We start from the raw sequence: 20,988 nt of genomic DNA, 5'->3' as shown, positions 1-20,988 counted from the left end.
GCACCTATTTTACGTTGATAAACTTCGCTAAGCACAAAGCACAGTCTATTGAGCAGTAGCGCGGAACGAAATGTAGCTCGCGGCTTAACACGCCATGCTCTGAGCGTACGGTAGCGCGGTGTAGGTAATAGTTTAGTTGCCGGAAAATACAGCTGATTTGTTTCAACATAGTCAATTCTGCTATTTCGATATTTTTCACAATCAGCGCGGAGGGAGCGCAAAGTAGCCGTCAGTACCGCCAAAGGCGTTTTGAGACTATGGGTTCAATCAGGAAAGACTAGAGCTGTACTTGTGGGGGCGCTGGCGTTCGTTATGACGTAGAAGATTTAGACGACGCACCAGAATATTCAACTCACGTGGCAGGTTTTCATCCAGCAGTGCCCTTTCTGCGACCTCCAGCTGGTGTACCTGCCCTGATCAGGGCTTCAACGGGGCACGCAGGCTCCAGTGCGCTCCCGGCCATAATAGCGGCAGCATCAGCGATAGATTAACCAGCAGTACATGCCTGAGCCATACCACACATTACGTTCATCGCATATGGTATCGACGAAGACACGAGTCATCGTCAGCATGTGGTCGATAGGAAGACAGCAGGTGATTGCCGCAGCATTTATTGAAATGTTGTCGTCATTGTTATCAAATGCTTTCGAACTAACCGGTGCACTGGGTTTTTCATTTACTACCGTGCTGCTGGGAACTGTAGCAGCACTACGCTTCAAGTAGTCGGTTTTGTTCATCTCGTCCTTCCGTAGACGAAACTCTAGCACGGTTATGTAAGTCTAATACCAGACGATATTCTTATTTTCATCATTACGCAGATTCGGCATGGAAAAGCTCAGGCTCGGTTATACAGCCCTACAGCCGCACGCCCGTCAACTTGATGAGATTGAAAAAAGATTGTTTTCGTCCGGAAGAAGACGCAATGACACGCTATCAAGCCTGATGCTGTAACGAATAATGACCCCCATGCCATAGCATAGTGAGAGTGCAAGAAAATATACAGGCTGTAAGCTATCACAACTCTAAACCGTAGAGATATCGGTTTTTTCGAAACAAAAATACGGTCATAAAACCTAGTGAACATCAAAACGGTAGCCCCGACCGCGAACTGTGCTGATCGCCGCATGTAGGTAATTGGCCCATATTTTTTCGTAGACAAACTATTAATACATCAATGGCATGACTCTCTCGCAATTCAGCATCAAGATAAAGTTGCAGCATCAACAAACACTTGCTGACAACTTTTCCGGTATTGCGTATCAATGTTTTAATAATCATTACCGCTCGGCGTGAAAGGTCAGTAAGTACTGGCGGTAGCTTTATGATCTTTGACGCCAGACCGGTATTGCGCCGCATTAATGCCTGCATGCGTGCTAGTAGCTATTCTAAATGAAATGGCTTTTGTAATATAATCGTCCGCACCAGATTCAAGTAACGTTACTTTATCCCACTAGCCTTCATGGGCGGTGAGCAGCAGCAGAGGAGTATTCACCTGATGGCTACGCCATCGGCGTATGAGATCGAGTCCGTCTTCATCTGGTGGCCCTAGATCGACAATAGCAATACCAGGCGTATGCTCATTTAGAAAGTAGTCCGCCTCTTGTGCGGTTTCAGCAGCATCTACCTGGTGGTTAATCTCACGCATCTGTACCGTTAGATGATGACGAAGAAAAGGATTGTCTTCTATTACCAGAAGTGGCATTACAGCTCCTACATAAGCTCACCTTTAACTGATCTGGTGCCGCAATCAGGGCGTGTTAAGCAATTCGCTCCTCCAGGCGGGTGTGGGAATATCTTCCCTTGGCTTTGTTAAATCAAGAAAAATCATATGATTTTTCTTATGTAGTGTGAGATAAAATCCTTTTTATCTTGGGTGCGCTATTTTCGAATAAAATATAATCACATGATTCTAAGCTGTAAACATTAACTTATCACGCTGCACTAGGGGCATAAAATGCCTTCACTAAAAGATATCTTTTTTTGGGAAAAGAATCCTAGATAACTATTATACTCCTCACATAAAGAAAGACGCTCACTTTTGAATTCAAATTTCTATTTCATAATCTATTGCAATTTATCAACCATATCCACTGCAAGACCGATATAGTTATCTGGCGTCAGACTTTTCAGTCGTACTTTTGCCTCATCCGGCAGGGTTAAGCTATCGATAAAGGCTTTTATAACTTCTGCATTAACCCGTTTACTGCGCGTGAGCTCTTTTAGCTGCTCATAAGGTTTCTCAATGCCGTAGCGGCGCATGACAGTCTGTATTGGTTCAGCCAAGATTTCCCAATTGTTTTCGAGCTCCAGCAGTAAGTGGGCCTGATTAACCTCGAGCTTGCTCATCCCTTTAAGCGTAGACTGATAAGCGATCAAAGCATAAGCAATACCGACGCCTAAATTACGTAGTACAGTGGAGTCGCTCAAATCTCTCTGCCATCGGGAGACCGGCAATTTTTCCGCCAAGTGACTCATTACTGCATTCGCTAGACCTAAATTCCCTTCCGAATTCTCAAATTCGATAGGGTTTATCTTGTGTGGCATCGTCGAAGAGCCAATTTCTCCCATCATCGTACGCTGTGTAAAATAATTAAGGGCGATATAGCCCCAGATATCACGATTAAAATCAATCACGATAGTATTAAACCGCACTATGCAGTTAAACATTTCAGCAATATAATCATGTGGTTCAATTTGGGTAGTATAAGGGTTCCAGCGGATACCTAGCCCTGTGACAAATTCCTCGCTAAGGCGATGCCAATCCACCTCTGGATAGGCAACCATGTGAGCATTGTAATTGCCAACCGCGCCGTTAATTTTCCCTAGAATCTCTACCCGCTCAAGCTGACGATACTGGCGAGTCATACGATAGACGAAATTTGCCATCTCTTTGCCAAGCGTTGAGGGCGTTGCTGGCTGGCCGTGGGTGCGTGAAAGCAAGGGAATATGGCGATATAGTTTCGCAAGCGTGGAGAGACTGTCAATGATTTGGCGCCAGGCAGGCAGCAGGATAGCATCGCGAGCTGCGGAGAGCATTAGTGCATGAGCAAGATTATTTATATCTTCGGAAGTACAGGCAAAATGAATAAATTCTCTCACCGCGAACAGTGCTGGCTCCTTAGAGATGTTTTCCTTCAGAAAATACTCCAGTGCTTTTACGTCATGATTGGTGGTACGCTCAATGGTTTTGATTCTCTCAGCGTCTGTTACACTGAAATTTGAAACAATTGCGTTGAGGTAACCTTTTGCGTTGTTGTCAAAAGGCGGCACCTCTTTGATCTCATCACAGCTAGCTAGCGTTTGTAGCCAGCTTACTTCTACCTGTGTTCGGAATTTCAGTAAACCGAATTCACTGAAAATAGCACGTAGAACGCTGACTGTATCGCTATAACGGCCGTCGATGGGTGAAACAGCGGTTAAAGAAGATAGTTCCATCGGATTGCGTCTCCTAAAAAATTAAGCATAGGAAAGTATCTGTTTAGCTTCTGTAAATAATCGGTTTCTGCCGAACATTAACTGTAGCCGGCGGCCTCCAACCTGCTGCCATAAGACAGCGGACCGGAGGCCGGCCAACAGCACGGCACGCAACTTGGCTTGCATCTGGGTATTTTGCAATACTGCGGGGACTCCGGTGATCTGGATGCGTGGCCCCAAAGGACTGATAATATCCACATAGATGCTAGCCATGGCGCTGATCAGCGTATCTGACAGTAAATCAAAATGGCTGAGCTGGCGACGCAGTCCGTCTATCCGGTCACTTAACCTCTCCTGAGCATCATGATTGCTCTTCAGCTTGCGCTCAAGCATCATAATGCCTAAAGTATACCGCGTTAGCTCAGCACCGAGTCCTTCTAGGGCTGATGCATTGAGTAGGGCTTGCAGCGTTTCTAAACCCACGTGTAGATGAACGGGGTTATCGCCGTAGACCGCGCGTACCGACGTTGGATTAAGATCCAACAAGCTTTGAAGTGACACGCGTAAAGTTTGCTCATCGTGTTGACTTTGTTGGGCGAGCTGCTGAACAATTCGCGCGCTTTGGCAAATCCCAGCCAGCGCCAGAGTAATATCAACATAATTCTTGGCCAAGATGACTCCTGTATCCATTTTTAAAATTGAACAGCACCATCTCTGGTTCTGGCTCAATGGCACAGTAGATGCACTAAGACATCTATGATGTGGGGCTATACAAACATCTTCCAACAGGGCTGTAAAGGCGCGTAGGAGACGTTTACCTACATTTATCGACGTTTTTTGACGAAGGACTCCCCAAGAAATAGCAACTCGGGGGCCTAAGCGACTCCCACGAGAGGGCCAGCTTCAGAAAGACAAATCGGTGTGGCGATATGCCTATTGAATGATCCCGCCGCCCAAGCAGCGTTCTGCTAAATAAAAGACCGCCGACTGGCCAGGCGTCACCGCAGCCACCGGCGATTCGAACACCACCTGACAACGACCGGACGGTAGAGGCGTTACTAGACAGTTAATGTCTGACTGACGGTAGCGAGTTTTCACCTTACAGTCACGCTTTTCTGTAAGCGGTTCCCGATCGATCCAGTGCAACTGATCCGCGATAAAGCTAGCAGACATCAGTCGCGAATGGTTGTGACCCTGGGCGACAATTAACCGGTTATTTACAGTGTCTTTTTCAACCACATACCAGGGGTCTCCGCTGCTATTTCGGATCCCGCCAATGCCCAAACCTTTTCGCTGACCTAAAGTATAGTACATCAAGCCCTGATGACAGCCTACTTTCCGTCCGTCAACCGAAATCATCTCGCCAGGCTGTCTTGGCAGGTAGCGGCCAAGAAAATCGCGGAATTTCCTCTTCCCGATAAAACAGATACCTGTAGAGTCTTTTTTCTCCGCCGTCGAGAGCCCAAGCTCGGCGGCGAAACGCCGTACTTTGGGTTTTACCAACCCCCCCAGCGGGAACAGGCAGCGGGAAAGTTGGGCATGGCCTAACGTATAGAGAAAATAGCTCTGGTCTTTGTTATCATCTAGACCGCGCAATAGCCGGCTTTTACCAGCTACGTCAGCACGGCGAACGTAATGACCGGTAGCGATAAAATCGCCACCGAGATTCTCAATAGCAAATTCCAAAAAAGCTTTAAACTTAATTTCCTTATTGCATAAAATATCTGGATTAGGCGTCCGGCCAGACTGGTATTCAACGAGAAAGTGCGTAAACACGTTATCCCAATATTCAGCAGAAAAATTAATAGTATGCAGTGTGATATCGAGAGCGCCACACACCTCCCTGGCAGTCACTAGATCGCGTTCCGCTGCACAATATTCTTCATGGTCATCTTCTTCCCAGTTTTTCATGAAGAGGCCTTCCACTTGATAGCCTTGCTTCTGAAGTAGCCAGGCCGAGACGGAGGAGTCAACTCCTCCAGAGATGGCGACAATTACTTTTTTTTTACTGTTTTCTGACATAGAGCTCTCATGATCGGAATGACTACCACGTTGCGCAGTAAAGCAAAAAATATTTTTCACGCTGCGATGCCGTCATGCTACTATCACCTACAGGCATCAATATAGTCGCAATCTTAGCTTCTTGCTGTTGTTAGTTTCAAGCAGCACATTGAAACTATTATTGACTTATTTCACGACATGTATGACAAAAAATAGTCTCTTTAGAACAGCTAAAGGTGAACATTACCAACTGGTTCAGTGAAAAAGCCGTCACGTAGCGAGGTGCTTTCACAATATAGACTTCATTAGTCAGTGATAACTGCAAGGGGCTAGGGAACGCGATTCTTAGGCTAGTTAATGCGCCACATTACAATGCAGATCTTGCAATCATCACCAGGTTTTCCCCCTTATTATGCAAAACGGGTGTCTTATTTTGCTTTGAGAGCTTTTCCAGGATTTTAAAACGCATAAACCTGTAGATAAGATGTTCGGAGATGCTATTCGAGAGATACGTGCTCTATGCGTCCGGCCAATATCACACTTCTATGCTTTATACTTGTCAGAGTATCTCACGGATCAAAGGCCTTCTGCTAAGTAAAATACTTACTAAATTCAATTTTTTACTATCAAGATAATGTGTCGACATGACGCTCATGAGATAAGCTAACAACTGCCTAGGATTTTGATGTATTTAATTAAACGGGCGATAAGATAAATCTGATGGCGCGCCTGCAAAAAGTGATTCATGAAGAGATAAGAAATAACCTTTACTTCTTTAAGATAAAAATCTTCCAAAAGGAAATGCGCTATTTTATCACACTCTTGTAGAGTGCATGAACAAGGCTAGACGCTAGGATAGCTAACTACCAGAGTGAATTGTATATTCCACTATTTCCTTCTTAAATCAATGTTATCTTGAGTGCAGCCATGATGAGCGAGAATAAGTTTATCGGCGCCCACGTTAGTATAGCTGGAGGCGTCAATCATGCGGTGAAGCGGGCCTACGATCTTAAAGCGACAGCATTTGCGCTTTTCACCAAGAACCCGAGGCAATGGCAAGCAGCGGCGCTCACAATTGAGACGATCGATAATTTCCGCGCCGCCTGCGATCAGTATGGTTACTCTTCCCGCCAGATCCTTCCTCATGATAGCTACCTGATTAACCTAGGTCACCCCACACGCGCGGGTATTGAAAAGTCAAGAAAGGCCTTCATTGAAGAAATGCATCGCTGTGAGCAGCTAGGCCTCAGTCTACTTAATTTTCATCCAGGCAGCCATTTACAATTGATCAAGGAAGAAAAATGTCTATCCCGCATTGCCGATTCAATCAATATAGCATTGGAGCAAACCCAATCCGTCACGGCAATTATCGAAAATACTGCTGGTCAAGGCAGCAATCTAGGATTTCGTTTTGAACAGCTCGCCGCGATCATTGATCGCGTGCACGATAAAACCCGTATCGGTGTCTGCATCGATACCTGCCACGCATTTGCGTCCGGCTATGATCTACGCATCGAATCAACCTGTGCTGACACCTTTAAAGCATTTGCTGATATTGTCGGGTTCCAGTATTTGCGAGGGATGCATCTTAATGATGCTAAATCCGACTGCGGTAGCCGAGTCGATCGCCATCATAGCCTTGCTGAGGGGAAGATAGGCACAACACTTTTTTCCTGGCTGATGGCTGATGAACGCTTTAATGGTATTCCGATGATTCTAGAAACCATTAATCCTAATATATGGTCTAAGGAAATCGTCTGGCTGAAGACATTAGCTTTCAGCACAAAAACTGCCTCCAAGCCGAGTTTTTGTTGAATTATTAAACTAATCCACTATACAGTTTTCATGAAAATACTTTTCTTTTCTGGTGCAGTACTCGGTGAGTTTACTAAACTGAAATAATACACGCTACTTATTCAAGATCAAGACTCATAGTAGGTAAGGATGTCGACGAGACGCTTTGGATGACGACTAACTTACTAGCCATGGTGAAAGATAGAATGTATGTAGTCCTTCATACAACATTTGCCAATAATTATCGCGGTACTAAAATGTAGATAACTAAGTTAAAAAAACTTATGTAGAGATGAAAAGTAATAGAATGAAAAAAACATTGGAGCGGGAAACGAGGCTCGAACTCGCGACCCCAACCTTGGCAAGGTTGTGCTCTACCACTGAGCTATTCCCGCTTCGCGCAACATCAAACGTTTTAAGACTAAAGAGATGATATTATACAGGAACGACACACCGCTGCAACCCCTTTAGCGACAAGATTTATGGTTACCCTCCCGCTTCAGCGAGAATAAGTACACTTGTGCTTTTTACCACACAGCACCTACAAACGGATAAAATATTCACGATAGTAGGTTAATTCCGCTACCGACTCTCGAATATCGTTTAACGCCTGATGGGTATTTTTTTTCTTTATTCCGGATAAGATATCTGGCTTCCAGCGACGAGCCAGTTCTTTAAGAGTACTGACATCCAAATAACGGTAATAAAAATAGGCTTCTAGCGCAGGCATATAACGAAATAAAAAGCGGCGATCCTGGCCAATGCTATTACCGCAAATTGGCGACTTACCGAGAGGAACCCATTTACTCAAAAAGGCAAGTGTCTGCTCCACGGCCGCATCTTCATCGAGCGAACTTTTCCGGACTCGGTCTATCAACCCAGTGGTGGTGTGGGTATGCACATTCCAGGCATCCATCAGTGCCAGATGGGCGTCCGATTGATGTATTGCTAGCACTGGACCTTCCGCAAGAATAGTCAAATGGACGTCGGTCACAAGAGTCGCAATTTCGATAATACGATCGCGCTCAGGATCCAGGCCAGTCATTTCTAAATCAATCCAAATTAAGTTGTTATCATTTACTGGCATGTTATTCTCATCAAAAGAGATTTGAGGGGTAATCTAGTAGATCTTACCGTATATAATAGTAAGCGTTTTCGTCGCCAAAGGTTATTGATCTTTTCCTCAGCAATGAACCGTGGAGAAACGTGAGCTGTTGAAAGATTAAAAGAACCTATAAGTATTGTTGAATAACATCGCGTATGCATTTTTATTCGACAACTATGGTCAGCCCGAGTCTACCACATCTCATGAATCTAACTGAATGACTGTATCTTATTGAAGATCAAGTGCTGACATAAAACAATAGAATAAAATATGTTTGTGCAACATTAAGACAGACTATGGCTCTATATACTATAACTATCTATTCTGAAAAAGAAAATATAGCCCCCCTCTTCCACGTGACCTGTATAGAAGTATCATTTTTACGCTCCCTTAAAGAATCGCTACATACTTGAACATCCGCATCTAAGTCAGCGGTGATGATGCTTGAAAAAAAGACACTAGCTTAGAAATAGCGTTTATTATCCAATATGGACATGTGCTTTCGTTCAAAAAAACTACCTGGTTTTCATCTGAGTCTGCGTTATAAACGATGCGCACACACGTGGATATGATAACACTAATCACAGTCCCGCATTCGCTATTTTATGCAGATAAGCATGTTTATTGCTATCGATTCCGTACATCTTTTGATCTCTATAACTTTAAATCATGCATTTAAATCTCACAAGTCAACCTGCACATTTGAGACAAAAGCATGTTCTAATAAAATAGAAAAAAATGTTACATTATTCAACACAGTACTAACATGCTAAAATAGAAAACGCAGACATGACCGGATCTATGCAATCGCTCATATAGCCAAAACAGTATTTTATAAAATATGAGATATACGCTCCAGCACCGTGTCGCGAATAACATCCTGGTCAATCGCCTCCGTCACTTCCGAAGCGAAAGCATAAATGATCATCTTCTGGGCGGCATCGCGAGTGATACCGCGGGAACGCAGATAAAACATTTGCTCCTGCTGGATCTGGCCGACGGTAGCAGCATGGCTGCATTTGACATCATCAGCATAAATTTCTAGCTGGGGTTTGCTATTAACTTCTGCTTGATGGTCAAGGAGAAGATTGTTATTAGTCATTCGACTGTCAGTCTTTACGGCATGCTTGGCCACCTTAATTAATCCATTAAATACGCCCTTTCCATGGTCACGAGCGATTACCTTGTGTAATTGACGACTAATGCAATAACCTTTGTTATGCTCGAGATAGGTTCGGATATCACTAATATCCCGCTCGGAAGGCAGCAGAAGACTGTTGATCGCCAGATCAGACCCTTCGCCGTTTAGCTGCGCGCTAGTTTGATGTCGGGTCAATCCTGCACCGAGAATAAAGGCACTACTATGTACAACTGCGTCGCGACCTAAGGTGATATCGTTATGGCTGAAGTGGTAACTAGCGCGACTTTCAAAAGCCAGCTTGACATGACTTAATTTCGCACTATCACCAACCGTTATTGACGTGCGAGCCCCGCTAAAATGGCCTTGGTTATTAATACTGACAAAATGTTCAATCACTTTACCCTGCGCACCAATACCGATATCGAGATGGTGACGATAGTGCAACATATGTAACGCTTTTTTATCCTTGCTACCCTGACTAATTTGTAGCAAATACAACGGGCGTTTTGACACTTTTCTAGCCGGCAGTCGAATGCGGGTAGTTTGTTTACTAAGACTTTCAGTTAAATGTAAAAACACCTCTGGCTGAATCGGGGGGGGCAATAACAACCTAGCGGCACCCTCCTCCACCTTCACGTCCCACGCGCCCGTATTGCTGTCGCTCAGCGCCTCCGAGAAACAACCATCGACAAATACCAGACGACAGGCGTCTAGCTTTAGGCTTAAAGCGTCACGGTCAGCGGGGGCTAACGCACAAGTGGTGGCGGGGGTAAAATAATGACCCAATAGCCCCTCAAGAGGGGTATATTTCCAGTGCTCATGTTGTCGGGTAGGGAGCCCTAAACGCCTTACTGCCTTCCAATGGATAGAGGCTTCGGTAGAGAGATCAGCATTTTGATCGTAAAATAATTTTTGCCACTGCGCTAACACATGGGCATTGCTGTTCTTTGTTAAGCCCGTCATACTCTTATTCCTCAAGCGTTTGAACTAGGAAAAATCACTGGCTTGCACAATACTGCTTTGATGCGGCACATGAAGGTAATTCATTTGAATGTAACCCAGCAGAACGCAGTGCTGGGACGTAACGACAATACAACAACCTTTACCATCGCGCAGGGAATGCCCGCCGTGGGAGAGTATGCTTAGCATGTCATGCCTCACACTCAGTCTGTTTCGTCCAGCATAAAACATTCGGTCCGGCGCCAATAACTATATAATATTATTATGTTGTTTTTCTCACTTGAAATGAGCCATGTTAACTATTCGCGTCAGAAGGTCGGCTGGTGTTTGCGTCTATTTAATCTTGCAGTTGATGCCAGGATTATCATTCACTCGTCTTAGCTATAACTTGTCACTATACTAACATACCGCATTGAAGTCTGATTGCAGGCAGCAATCGTTGCTGATGTCCGGACTCTGTAAAAAATACTGCTAGGCTATGAATACTCCTTTTCTTTCGTATCCTTTCAGTGATAGCGCCAAAACATGAAAGTTTTTTAAAAGACCCTGCGGGATATAATGTTATAGTTTTCAACCCCGGGAAACATTACTCACAGAGAACCTCCGTTTCCCAGCATCGTTCGACCCATGGATGACATGCGCCTCTTCGGACTTAGCTTTTAGCTCTTCAGAATAGCGTTATCTTCAATCCTGATTTTCAGGGCATGAAGCGATAATATTTTTATCTTTCTTTGATCCAGGCTGTTATAGCATTTGAAGAGAAAATGCAGTAGTGTGTTTTTTAAAACATGATGCCATGCCACTATGAAGTGTTAGTAACAAATAGCTGTCATCTCAGGTGTATAATTATCATAAGAGGGTCTCTAATATCATGATTATAGATCATAGAAATCACAGTCTTTAGTGTGCTGGATACATAAAATATTTTACTCAACAACACTTATAGCCTGATTGCAGCCGACGTTGTCTGCAAGGTTTATAAATACTGATGTTTGCACCTCACCCACATGTCACAAAGAAGCTGGTTAGCACACTTTTTTAAAACATCATTAACGCGATTGTTAGAAAGCACATTATCACCGCTCTGCTTTATGGAAAATAACTAACATGTACATGTATGATAAGTAAGCTACTAGAAAAGCTATTGCGACACAATGTGAGCAATGTAAGGCGTGCCTAATGCTATCTTCCGATGAATAACCTTGAATATTGTTATCCCGAGAGCCACTCATGGTACATTATACACATGCAATCTCATCATCAGCGAAAAGTTTTCGCACTAGCCTAGCTCGCCTTATCCAATGACAGAAAGCAATTATCTACAGTATTTCTCAGGTGGGATACGTGCTCCTCAGAGACTGATTGTCACTCTTGACATGATGTGAGTAGTATGAAATTAGCTAATATTACGCAGTGCTTACTTAGGCTTAATCTCTTTGATGCTCTTGCTCAATCGAGCATCATCACAACAACATATACCCTAAACGCCTCCAGTCGATTTTTGCTTCATTTTTTAGTTATAGTATGTCTTATTCAATCTAGTCCAGCCTCGTTATTAGCGATAGTTTGGTACAGTAAATTACCAAATATCATCTCATCCTCTCCTCGCTTCCTACTGCTACATGCTGCTTGAAACTGTGCTCTGTGTTTTTTGACATTATTTTGACATGACTATCTAGGTCTTTTTTCACTAAAATATTTAAGATTAATGCGTTATCAATGTATATTATATAGGTTATGTCAGGGCCTGTTGACGTGAATATGACAATATATAGTGTCTCTTGCCTCGTTTTTAGGAAAATAGTGGAGAAACCTTGACACCGGATTCATAAAAAGTATCAAGCAAGTACGCACACCCCCGTAACCTCCTCAGCAAGGCTACGAATATTTATTGCATAATTAGTATCGTGATTATGGGGCCTCATTCTGATATAAAAAGATTTTCAGGCTAAGTAGTATAAAAGACTCCATACTCTGTCTATATAGCACATTTAGCAATCGCTGCCTTATCCTTCTACGCTATAAGCGTATTGTTTTTCTAAAGACTTTACTGTCAGTCGGAACGTGAATGAGCGTAATTGTTACTGTGCCATAAAGATGCTGTATTAAAATACAAGACAGAAATCTCAGGCATTGACAAAAATAACTTTTTATTTATTCAAGCACTTCTGCTGTAACAGCGTTGGCCGCAGTAAAAAACCGATTTTCGCTTATGCGTTTACTGAAACTACATCCTCTGCATGGGTTATCGTACTATTTTTTCAACACCTATCAGAAAAGTGAGAAGGTCATGCGCGCTACCTTTGCACATCAAGTAACGCACTTATTACATAACGTTCCGCACATTGGTAGCGGTTAGTATAGGATTCAGCAGCCTGTGATAGTTGTATTTTTCGATGCCCGAGTGATAGTTTCTGCGAACAAATTGTAAATCGGGATATTCTTTCTGATCTTACTTACTTTAGTTGTTGACCAGCATACTCGCACTGATCCCTTTGGTTCATTTGAGTGCAGGGAATGCCCAGCTATAATGTTGGGAGGGAAGAAAAAACCCTGGGCATCTGGTGATAACGTTAAGCACACCACCCTCGCTCTCGCTCTCGCTGCTCAATTAGTGGTGCGCGTTATCATGTATCACAGCGCTGATCTTGCGGAAAAACAACTACCCGAAGTATTTCTACACAACAGCTAGCTAGCGGATGGTGTAGCTATCCTGCACTGGCAACGGCTAGACCTCATAACTGACATAGCCATTTAGATCGCCGACAAGAATAATACGTTAAAATGCATTTTTTGCTGCATTTAATGTAAAAAAATCAACCACTCTATCATAAAGAAAACAAACTAAAGTACATCACATCACTCAACCCGTCGGAGTTGGCGGGTTGAGTGATAAAAAGAAGCTATCGTTAACCGAGACAACGCGCATCTAGATGTTGCTTCCTCTACGATTGTTATGCAGCAATTTTCTAAAAAAATATAATTATTTCAAGATATTACATCTTATGACTTGCTTTTACTTAGGTAAAATAGAGCTATTATCATAGCTGATAATGTTTATTACATAAATAAACCTTTTGATGAATAATCTTGTTATATCAATTTTGCAACAATTTGGCTCGCTTTTTTAACAATAGAAGATCATGCCGTTTGATTTTGACTTTTTCGTAGTAAATCTTTTCCATCTTGGATTCATCGTGTTCTTATGAGGTCTTACAGCATCATGTTTAATTAGAGTGATAAATCACTTTGCGCAGCCAGTCACTGCCAAACATTTAGATCTTTTAAACAAGGTGTCTGAAATATAGGTATTGCACCTAAAAAAAGAAAGATGATTATTATCATGACTCACGGGTTCAGCCAGATTTGTGCGGGTTAAGCATAGCTCTGGATCGCAATATGAGTCTACCCGCTATCTCTTCGTACTCAGGCGCAGAAATAGCAACGGTCAAAGCCCTTAATCTAAAAGCGCTATTGTTAGATGCTACTCACCTCCAGGATCAGACAACTGTAGCCTTACCATCAGTCAACTCGTCAAAGACGCTATTTTATTCAACAAATATAGCGCTTTACGATGCATTAGATGAGGTCTGATAAATTAGAAACATTCTTTTAATGTCAGGATGAGCTGTATCTGTGTAATAACCATTAAAATGACCATCATTCAATAAACCATCGTATATACTTAATGGGGTTGAGAAACATTCCGGTGGTTGCCACGATTGATACTAAACGGAGAATAGCATGCCAAGATTCACGGATCCCTTATTAGTGATTACTGATCTAGATGGTTCTTTGCTAGACCACTATACATATCAATGGCAGACCGCCGCGCCCTGGCTGGCGAAATTAAAAGAAAACGACATACCGGTTGTTCTCTGTTCAAGTAAAACTACGGCTGAAATCGTTACTTTGCAAACACAATTGGGTTTGGTAGGAGCGCCTTTTATTGCTGAAAACGGTGCTGCTCTAAAGCTTGATTCGCGGTGGAAAAACGCACAATTATCGACCACTAGATATACCGGTAAGGATTACATTAGTCTCCGTACGATCATGACGCATTTACGCAAAGTAAACGGCTACAAATTTTTTGGCTTTGGCGACATGACGAACTATGAGGTTGCAAAATGGACCGGGCTTAGCGTGGAAGAAGCACAGTTGGCAAAAAATCGCGAAGCATCGGAGGCTTTTATTTGGCAGGATACCAGATCTAGACTCACCGAGTTTATTTCCGCACTGAAAAAAGAGGATTTGGCCCTCACCGAGGGCGGCAGATGCTACCATGTTATGTCGCGAGGCTACGATAAAGGTGTTGCAGTCCGCTGGATTCTTAAACAATACCGCCAGAAGGGAGACCGGAACTGGAAAACCCTTGGGCTAGGAGACGGTCCTAATGACCAACCTATGCTTGCTGCTGTGAATTATGCCGTGATTATCCGAGGCTACGGTAAAATGCCTCTGATGCTATCGAAATCACCGTCATCAGTTTATTATACTCAAGACTACGGACCGAAAGGTTGGGTAGAAGGTTTAAACTATTTTATTACTGAAACATGATAAAAATCATATCCATAATAAGAATTATACCTATAACGATGATTAGTTGAATAAATAGATCATATCCTGTCTTTACAAATCACTACCTTCTCTCTGCAAGGTACAATGTTCAAGTGAATCTGAGTCATCAAAATCCATTCTTGAAGAACGACGCATAAAAGAAAAAGAGAACACACAACTATTAGGAGTTATCTAATGAGTGATTTTTACCAAAATGGAATTATTGCAAATTTTCATAATCTCTCTGACCGAACAGTAGAGGCATTGGAGACTGAACTTATAGGATTTTCCCGTAAGCGAAAGATGGGGCTTATCCTACCTTCTCTTTTTTCCGAACTAGAGGGAACGGCGCTAACTTCTATCATAGACGCATTAGCGCGCGTTCCTTATCTGGAAGAGATTGTTATAGGTCTCGATCGTGCCGACCGAGATCAGTTCCTGCACGCGAGGGAGTTTTTTTCCCGACTACCGCAGCACCATCGTATTTTATGGCATGATGGGCCTCGGTTAAAAGCCATCGATGTTGAATTAGGCAAGAAAGGATTGTCTCCCACCAAAGCAGGCAAGGGCCGCAACGTCTGGTTTTGTGCTGGCTATACACTAGCCTCGGATCGCACGTTGGCAGTTGCCCTGCACGATTGCGATATCGTTACCTATGAGCGCGGGATGCTAGCGCGTTTACTCTATCCGGTCGTGCATCCCCGCTTCAGCTATGAATTTTGTAAAGGTTTTTATGCTCGGGTTGCCAATGGCAAGATGAACGGACGTGTGGTCCGACTATTGGTCGGACCACTTTTGCGCTCCCTGGAACATGTATTTGGGCAATCAGACTATCTGGATTACCTGAACAGCTTTCGCTATCTGTTATCTGGCGAGTTTGCAATGCGTACTCGGGTCATGCATGATATGAAGATTCCAGGTGATTGGGGTTTAGAAATCGGTCTTCTTTCGGAAATCTACCGAAATTATTCACCAAATCATATTTGTCAAGTTGAAATTGCTGATCATTACGATCATAAACATCAGCCACTAGCGGAAGAAGATGGTTCTGGCGGGCTGAACCGGATGAGTAACGATATAATACAATCTCTTTATCGTAAACTGGCTACGATGGGCGTGAATCTCACCAGCGATTCTTTTCGGGTGCTGAAAGCAACGTATTATCGTAACGCTTTAGATATTCTAGATTTTTATCATCATGATGCTATAATGAATGGATTGACTTTCGATCAACATAGCGAAGAAGCAGCGGTGGAATTATTTATGCAGTGCATCTTAGACGCCGGCCAGGCATTTATAGAGCGGCCTAATGATAAACCTTTTATCCCAAGCTGGAGCCGCGTACAATCCGCCTTTCCAGATATTATGCAACATATTTATGATGCGGTTGAAGAGGACAATAAAGGACATGATGTCTAATAATAAAAACCACTACACCAACTGAGAGCTCTTCTCGTTTATTCATTTTGGATACCCGAAGGCAATTCAGGCTACCCGGATCAAGATCTCGTCGTGAAATCTACCTGCAATCCCATTAAGCCGTAAATCTTTTTCCTATACAGACAGATTGCTTAAATGAATAACTTTCATGCCATCAGCGTACTGCATCATGTGTGCCCCTGCAATAAAACTATTTTGCAGGATACCATCAGCACTCGCTGTTTCGAGATAACAAGCTTACATAGAAAAACTTTTTATTTGTTAACGTGTCCGGATAGGTTTTCAACAATCTATTACGCTTCTGTAGTTAATTTCTGTTCTGAATAAACAGCTTACATCATCTTTGTGCAATAACGTGAGTGCTCTTTATAACCTCACATCATTAGGCTAACTGTTAATAAGATATTGGTCACATTTAAATTATAATCATTGTATACGAAAATTTCAAAAATTTTAGTAAAATGTTGGATCATACAAAACATGTAATTCAGGAGAAATATAAAACCGGTGATCCTTACCGCGGTAACATGCCATATTAACCTAATATATGAAATATACATGATCCTAGGCCTGCTAATCAGCCTATGAGAGACAATCGTGCTAAATAAAATTTAGGTATAATAAATAGAATAAAAGCAGTAGCGGATCAGGGGGTCTTGCTCACTGAGTAAAGGAATCAATAATATGCCTGCTCTAAAAATTTCTAGATACTCACCTGAGTCTGTATAACGATGATAAAGCAGCAGGAAAGACGATAAAATCGTCTGATTGTTTTTCGAATTGACTGAGCATAGTCTACCTATTAGGGCATGTCGCACCGATAGCGTACCTGACGTTACGCTTATCAGCGTAAGATCAGGGATCGGCGAAATCTGCGGATTTTTGAGAGCAGACATCTACCGAGCAATAAATGTCTTTTCTAAAACGAAAATGCTACAGACTTCGAGGGGTTTACCCGAAGCATTATTTAGCGATTATACTTCGGGTAGGATGAGAACATTCAAAGTAGCAAAAACATCGCTGTGTACTTGGATGCTAACATCGTGGTTACCCGTCGTACGCAGAACACCGTTCTGCAACCGCACTTCGCTTTTAGCGACATTCATCCCAGTAGCAATGCTTAGGGCTTCAGCGATATCGCGAGCACCAATAGAGCCAAATAGCTTGCCTTTTTCACCTGATTTAGACGTGATAGTGATGCTGCCTAGTGTATTTATCTTTTCAGCGCGTGCTTTGGCTTTAGCCTGAACGTCCGCCATTTTAGCTTTAAGCTCAGCATGTCGTGCTTGAAAATATGCTACATTTTTCTTCGTGGCTGGAACGGCTTTTCCTTTCGGCACAAGGTAGTTACGAGCATAGCCCGCCTTAACGTTAACTTGATCACCAAAACCGCCTAGGTTAGTCACCTTATCTAGCAAAATAACTTGCATTACCTGATCCTATCAAAGACTGAGAAAACAATGACTTATCACTGATGACTATCAGTGTACGGCAAGAGGGAAATGTAGCGTGCTAGCTTAATCGCTTGAGACAGCTGACGTTGGTATTTGGCACGAGTGCCGGTAATCCGACTCGGGACAATTTTACCACTTTCGGTAATATAGTTTTTCAGCGTAGGAATGTCTTTGTAGTCGATCTTAACAACGCTTTCTGCGGTGAAGCGGCAGAACTTGCGACGACGGAAATAACGTGCCATAATGGACTAGTCTCCAGAATCTATAAAATCAATCTTCTCGGCATGCAGAACTATTTTGCTGAGGCCATTACGCCCTTTTTCGCAACTGATAAAGCCTTTTACGGTGATCTGCGCGCCGATTATTATACTGCTACTTATACTGAGATTATGCGCCCCACTGATCACCACAGACAGTCGGCACCATGCCTGGCGTGAAAAACATACTTCCTGCTGAATAGAACGGTGTTCAAGCAAAAAAAAACAATGTGGTATTCCTGATGGGCTGACTTTACGAATCGGCACCTTATACACTTTACCCGAAAGAATCAAACGGTTTTCCGTGCTCATGAATTACTCTTCAGTATCCCCAGGTTCAGAATCTTCGTTGTTTTCATTACTAAAATCCTCACGCCGTTCGCGGCGTTCGTCCTTAGCTCTGACCATGGGGGAGGCCTCGGTCACAGCATGCTTAAGACGCATGATCATGCTGCGAATCACTGCGTCATTGAATCGAAAAACTGTTACCAGCTCCTCTATTGCCGCTTGGGTTACTTCAACATTAAGCAAAACATAGTGCGCCTTGTGTAGTTTATTAATTGGATAAGCAAGTTGCCGGCGACCCCAATCCTCTAGACGATGGATCTGACCTGCAGCGCTTCTAATAATAGCGCTGTAGCGTTCAATCATGCCGGGAACTTGTTCGCTTTGGTCGGGATGAACCATAAAAACAATTTCGTAATGACGCATAAAAAAGCTCCTTATGGATTATGCAGCCTCTTTTTAGGATCAAGTGAAGCCCATAGAAGCAAGGAACATGATGAGTTTTGCTCTAAATTTATACTTTCATTATACCCATTTATCTTGATAAACACAAGAATTATGGCGGACTATTGCTAGATTACGCGACTGTTAGTTAGCATGTGCATATGGTGTCTGGCCTATGATCCTCGGGATGCAGCATCAATATAATTTGCTGAATAATTTAGAGTTATCCTGTTCTTCTATAAACCTTTACTAGACACTCTTTGGAATATTGCGTCTATCATTTTCTCATTACCTCTAATACCATCATATTACGTTTTAGAGATGACTTAACTGAGTGAGCAAGAAATATCATACGACCGATTTATGCAACAAAAATACAATAACAGCAGAAAAACGCCATCCTTGATGGGGTATCGTTATCACCAATCAGATCTAATGCGATACTTGGCGTATGTGATGAGTATCGACCTCCATTATCTTCCTGCTTACAGTGTATTCATGCATCCAAACGAAGGAAGATGAGCAATGGTAAATGAAATAGTGAAACAACCAGCATTATACTTCATGCAAGCAATCTTAAGAGACCATACACCAGTGCTGCCATGATATATTATCGCAACTGGCCTGCAGAATTTTTTTCACACGATTCATGACAACTACCGCGCGCCGCAAGATGCAACTTAAAGTTCATTGCGTATTACAGAATGGTATGGTGCGTTATGATTCAATTAATCTAGTTGACCGCAGAAAACACGAAAATACACAACCTAATTCCAATACTCATGATGCCGATTATCAGCGTTAGTGGAGATAAAATACACCTAAGCACGACCGAGTGAAAAGAGTGCACTTTCCAACAGTTATTGGTCTTGAGCTTAGCCCCTTCTATTATGCTGTCTAGAAAGGTTGCTACCAAGAAGCGGTTTTTGAGGCACATCAAGGTAGTCACTCCTTAGTGATAGCACCGTTTTCACGATACAACAAATTTATGATAAACTAGAAAGCATATTTGCTCTCATGCGAGAGGTACCTCTGAACACGTCGTCGCAGCTTTCTTTGCCGCTTTATTTACCAGATGACGAGACCTTCGCTAGCTTTTATCCCGGTCAAAATGGCGCACTGCTGGCGGCCTTGCAGGATATGCTATCCCGAGAACGCGTCAGTTACCTTTATTTTTGGTCACGGAAGGGAGGAGGGCGTAGCCATTTATTACATGCTGCCTGTGCGAAGCTATCAGCGCATGCCCAGGCGGTAGGCTACGTGCCTTTGGATAAACGCACCTGGTTTGTCCCAGAGGTGTTAGATGGCATGGAGCAATTAGCACTAGTAACCATCGATAATATCCAGTGCATCGTCGGTGATCCGCCCTGGGAAATGGCAATTTTTAATCTCTATAATCGCATTCAGGAAACCCGTCGAACTCGGCTGATCATTAGCGGCAATTGCCCGCCTCGTCAACTAAAGCTCAGCCTACCTGATTTAGCCTCTCGCTTAGATTGGGGACAGATTTATCGGCTTCAGCCGCTCTCCGATGAAGAGAAGAGTGCCGCCCTGCAGCTGAGAGCAAAGCTCCGTGGCTTTGAATTGCCGGAAGACGTCAGACGCTTCTTGCTGAAACGAATTGAAAGAGACATGCGCACGCTCTCGGCAACGTTAAATCAACTGGATAATGCCTCCATCCAAGCACAACGCAAACTGACTATCCCGTTCGTTAAAGTGATTTTAAACCTCTAAAACACCACCGCTCTTGCATGTTGGAGACGTAGTCTCCCTCGACCTGACGACCTAGGCCAGCAGACTATTACTACGCTGCTAATGACGCACTGGGCGTGTTACTTTGCGCTCAGGATTTTATTAAAGAGCTTCTCATTGAATTAACTGTGACACTGACAGAGTGGATGCTAAGATGCCCAGACTTAGTCTGCTCTCAGTAAGCGAGAGCGGATAGGTAATCTCAGTATAAAATGTCAATATACGAAAAATTAACTATTTGGTTCTTGAGATTAACGGGCCAAATTTTTTTGGTGAAGAAAACAGACGGTCCGTCGGAAGTAGTCGTGAAAACAGCATCAATCGTAATTATCATCTTGTAGTACATGACGATATGTATCAAATACATCCGTGCCAATGTATAGC

17 protein-coding genes, 1 tRNA gene and 1 pseudogene are annotated in these 20,988 nt (G+C 43.1%); 5 read left to right on the top strand and 14 right to left on the bottom strand.

Going from position 1 to position 20,988, the window contains the following annotated elements; genetic code table 11:
- Positions 1-4 precede the first annotated feature (4 nt).
- The 7 genes and pseudogenes from A359_RS04340 to mnmA all read right to left on the bottom strand — a co-directional run bounded on the left by A359_RS04340 (position 5) and on the right by mnmA (position 5,436).
- The gene (locus tag A359_RS04340) at positions 5-169 is read right to left on the bottom strand and encodes a hypothetical protein (protein WP_160142710.1); all 165 of its coding nucleotides are present in this window, start codon (positions 167-169) and stop codon (positions 5-7) included.
- Between the two features lie 307 nt (positions 170-476).
- Positions 477-737, bottom strand: coding sequence for a hypothetical protein (locus tag A359_RS04135; RefSeq protein WP_014887821.1), 261 nt, complete (start codon positions 735-737; stop codon positions 477-479).
- Between the two features lie 135 nt (positions 738-872).
- A complete protein-coding gene (locus tag A359_RS04540; protein WP_160142709.1) occupies positions 873-968 on the bottom strand; it encodes a hypothetical protein in 96 nt (31 codons plus the stop codon).
- 105 nt (positions 969-1,073) lie between these two features.
- Positions 1,074-1,702, bottom strand: a pseudogene (locus A359_RS00480) (response regulator).
- A 362-nt stretch (positions 1,703-2,064) separates the two neighbouring features.
- Positions 2,065-3,435 carry an adenylosuccinate lyase gene (gene purB / locus A359_RS00475; protein ID WP_014887818.1) on the bottom strand — a complete coding sequence of 457 codons (1,371 nt, stop codon included), beginning with the start codon at positions 3,433-3,435 and terminating at the stop codon, positions 2,065-2,067.
- Positions 3,436-3,456: 21 nt separating this feature from the next.
- Positions 3,457-4,086, bottom strand: a complete 630-nt coding sequence (hflD, locus tag A359_RS00470; protein WP_014887817.1) for a high frequency lysogenization protein HflD — start codon at positions 4,084-4,086, stop codon at positions 3,457-3,459.
- A gap of 261 nt (positions 4,087-4,347) precedes the next feature.
- The gene (gene mnmA / locus A359_RS00465; RefSeq protein WP_014887816.1) at positions 4,348-5,436 is read right to left on the bottom strand and encodes a tRNA 2-thiouridine(34) synthase MnmA; all 1,089 of its coding nucleotides are present in this window, start codon (positions 5,434-5,436) and stop codon (positions 4,348-4,350) included.
- A 906-nt stretch (positions 5,437-6,342) separates the two neighbouring features.
- On the opposite strand from mnmA, the gene nfo reads away from it, so the two are divergent.
- Positions 6,343-7,230, top strand: coding sequence for a deoxyribonuclease IV (nfo, locus tag A359_RS00460; protein ID WP_014887815.1), 888 nt, complete (start codon positions 6,343-6,345; stop codon positions 7,228-7,230).
- Positions 7,231-7,529: 299 nt separating this feature from the next.
- Here the strand turns inward: nfo and A359_RS00455 are convergent.
- The 3 genes from A359_RS00455 to sufD all read right to left on the bottom strand — a co-directional run bounded on the left by A359_RS00455 (position 7,530) and on the right by sufD (position 10,418).
- Positions 7,530-7,604: transfer RNA gene (locus A359_RS00455), tRNA-Gly, on the bottom strand.
- Between the two features lie 146 nt (positions 7,605-7,750).
- Positions 7,751-8,296: an oligoribonuclease gene (gene orn / locus A359_RS00450; protein ID WP_014887814.1), complete on the bottom strand. Its 546-nt coding sequence runs from the start codon at positions 8,294-8,296 to the stop codon at positions 7,751-7,753.
- Positions 8,297-9,146: 850 nt separating this feature from the next.
- Entirely contained in the window at positions 9,147-10,418 is a 1,272-nt protein-coding gene (gene sufD, locus A359_RS00445) for a Fe-S cluster assembly protein SufD (protein ID WP_014887813.1), read from the bottom strand.
- Between the two features lie 2,527 nt (positions 10,419-12,945).
- Between sufD and A359_RS04330 the strand changes: the two genes are divergently transcribed.
- The 3 genes from A359_RS04330 to A359_RS00430 all read left to right on the top strand — a co-directional run bounded on the left by A359_RS04330 (position 12,946) and on the right by A359_RS00430 (position 16,391).
- A complete protein-coding gene (locus A359_RS04330) occupies positions 12,946-13,107 on the top strand; it encodes a hypothetical protein (protein ID WP_014887811.1) in 162 nt (53 codons plus the stop codon).
- A gap of 1,052 nt (positions 13,108-14,159) precedes the next feature.
- Entirely contained in the window at positions 14,160-14,972 is an 813-nt protein-coding gene (locus tag A359_RS00435) for a mannosyl-3-phosphoglycerate phosphatase-related protein (protein WP_014887809.1), read from the top strand.
- Positions 14,973-15,167: 195 nt separating this feature from the next.
- Positions 15,168-16,391, top strand: coding sequence for a glycosyltransferase family protein (locus A359_RS00430; RefSeq protein WP_014887808.1), 1,224 nt, complete (start codon positions 15,168-15,170; stop codon positions 16,389-16,391).
- Between the two features lie 995 nt (positions 16,392-17,386).
- Here A359_RS00430 and rplI read toward each other — a convergent pair.
- Genes rplI through rpsF form a run of 4 tightly spaced genes read right to left on the bottom strand, consistent with a single transcriptional unit; the run spans position 17,387 to position 18,834 of the window.
- A complete protein-coding gene (rplI, locus tag A359_RS00425; RefSeq protein ID WP_014887805.1) occupies positions 17,387-17,842 on the bottom strand; it encodes a 50S ribosomal protein L9 in 456 nt (151 codons plus the stop codon).
- A gap of 38 nt (positions 17,843-17,880) precedes the next feature.
- Positions 17,881-18,108, bottom strand: a complete 228-nt coding sequence (gene rpsR, locus A359_RS00420; RefSeq protein WP_014887804.1) for a 30S ribosomal protein S18 — start codon at positions 18,106-18,108, stop codon at positions 17,881-17,883.
- Positions 18,109-18,114: 6 nt separating this feature from the next.
- Positions 18,115-18,435 (bottom strand): primosomal replication protein N, encoded by a 321-nt coding sequence (gene priB, locus A359_RS00415; protein ID WP_014887803.1) that lies wholly within the window; start codon positions 18,433-18,435, stop codon positions 18,115-18,117.
- A 3-nt stretch (positions 18,436-18,438) separates the two neighbouring features.
- On the bottom strand, positions 18,439-18,834 hold the full coding sequence (gene rpsF, locus A359_RS00410; protein WP_014887802.1) for a 30S ribosomal protein S6: 396 nt from the start codon (positions 18,832-18,834) through the stop codon (positions 18,439-18,441).
- A 1,035-nt stretch (positions 18,835-19,869) separates the two neighbouring features.
- Here rpsF and hda point away from each other — a divergent pair.
- The gene (gene hda, locus A359_RS00405; protein WP_014887800.1) at positions 19,870-20,586 is read left to right on the top strand and encodes a DnaA inactivator Hda; all 717 of its coding nucleotides are present in this window, start codon (positions 19,870-19,872) and stop codon (positions 20,584-20,586) included.
- Positions 20,587-20,988: the final 402 nt, after the last annotated feature.

It is taken from the genome of secondary endosymbiont of Ctenarytaina eucalypti, assembly GCF_000287335.1.
Classification (GTDB): Bacteria; Pseudomonadota; Gammaproteobacteria; order Enterobacterales; family Enterobacteriaceae.
Note: the sequence above shows the minus strand (reverse complement) of the source record. Positions and strands in the feature narration are given on the sequence as shown.

Coding starts and splice junctions, on each gene's coding strand:
- rpsR (WP_014887804.1), bottom strand. CDS start 18,108: ATGGCACGTTATTTCCGTCGTCGCAAGTTCTGCCGCTTCACCGCAGAA.
- hda (WP_014887800.1), top strand. CDS start 19,870: ATGCGAGAGGTACCTCTGAACACGTCGTCGCAGCTTTCTTTGCCGCTT.
- rplI (WP_014887805.1), bottom strand. CDS start 17,842: ATGCAAGTTATTTTGCTAGATAAGGTGACTAACCTAGGCGGTTTTGGT.
- A359_RS04340 (WP_160142710.1), bottom strand. CDS start 169: ATGTTGAAACAAATCAGCTGTATTTTCCGGCAACTAAACTATTACCTA.
- rpsF (WP_014887802.1), bottom strand. CDS start 18,834: ATGCGTCATTACGAAATTGTTTTTATGGTTCATCCCGACCAAAGCGAA.
- A359_RS00435 (WP_014887809.1), top strand. CDS start 14,160: ATGCCAAGATTCACGGATCCCTTATTAGTGATTACTGATCTAGATGGT.
- sufD (WP_014887813.1), bottom strand. CDS start 10,418: ATGACGGGCTTAACAAAGAACAGCAATGCCCATGTGTTAGCGCAGTGG.
- A359_RS04135 (WP_014887821.1), bottom strand. CDS start 737: ATGAACAAAACCGACTACTTGAAGCGTAGTGCTGCTACAGTTCCCAGC.
- priB (WP_014887803.1), bottom strand. CDS start 18,435: ATGAGCACGGAAAACCGTTTGATTCTTTCGGGTAAAGTGTATAAGGTG.
- A359_RS00430 (WP_014887808.1), top strand. CDS start 15,168: ATGAGTGATTTTTACCAAAATGGAATTATTGCAAATTTTCATAATCTC.
- mnmA (WP_014887816.1), bottom strand. CDS start 5,436: ATGTCAGAAAACAGTAAAAAAAAAGTAATTGTCGCCATCTCTGGAGGA.
- purB (WP_014887818.1), bottom strand. CDS start 3,435: ATGGAACTATCTTCTTTAACCGCTGTTTCACCCATCGACGGCCGTTAT.
- nfo (WP_014887815.1), top strand. CDS start 6,343: ATGATGAGCGAGAATAAGTTTATCGGCGCCCACGTTAGTATAGCTGGA.
- orn (WP_014887814.1), bottom strand. CDS start 8,296: ATGCCAGTAAATGATAACAACTTAATTTGGATTGATTTAGAAATGACT.
- A359_RS04540 (WP_160142709.1), bottom strand. CDS start 968: ATGGGGGTCATTATTCGTTACAGCATCAGGCTTGATAGCGTGTCATTG.
- A359_RS04330 (WP_014887811.1), top strand. CDS start 12,946: ATGTTGGGAGGGAAGAAAAAACCCTGGGCATCTGGTGATAACGTTAAG.